The sequence below is a fragment of the Pantoea sp. GbtcB22 genome (genome assembly GCF_019091025.1).
Classification (GTDB): domain Bacteria; phylum Pseudomonadota; class Gammaproteobacteria; order Enterobacterales; family Enterobacteriaceae; genus Pantoea; species Pantoea leporis.
In genome coordinates this window covers 1-235 of the sequence record NZ_JAGXKB010000880.1, presented here as the reverse complement: position 1 = coordinate 235, position 235 = coordinate 1, and the positions used below count along the sequence as shown (strand labels likewise).

At 57.4% G+C, this 235-nt stretch carries 1 protein-coding gene; it reads left to right on the top strand.

Going from position 1 to position 235, the window contains the following annotated elements; genetic code table 11:
* Positions 1 to 235, top strand: a 235-nt coding sequence (locus KVT28_RS26935; protein ID WP_217551388.1) for an FAD-dependent oxidoreductase, incomplete at both ends; no start/stop codon positions are given.

Genomic DNA, 235 nt, shown 5'->3' with positions numbered 1-235 from the left:
ATCCACGATGAAAAACTGATACACTCGAGTAGCGATCGCGCGGTCCGTTACGACACGCTGATTATCGCCACCGGCTCTTATTCGTGGATTCCACCGATTACCGGCGCGGATGGCAGTGATTGCTATGTCTATCGCACCATTGAAGATCTCAACGCCATTGTTGCCTGTTCACGCCGCAGCAAACGCGGCGCGCTAATTGGCGGCGGCCTGTCGCGACTGACAGCGGCAGGCACGC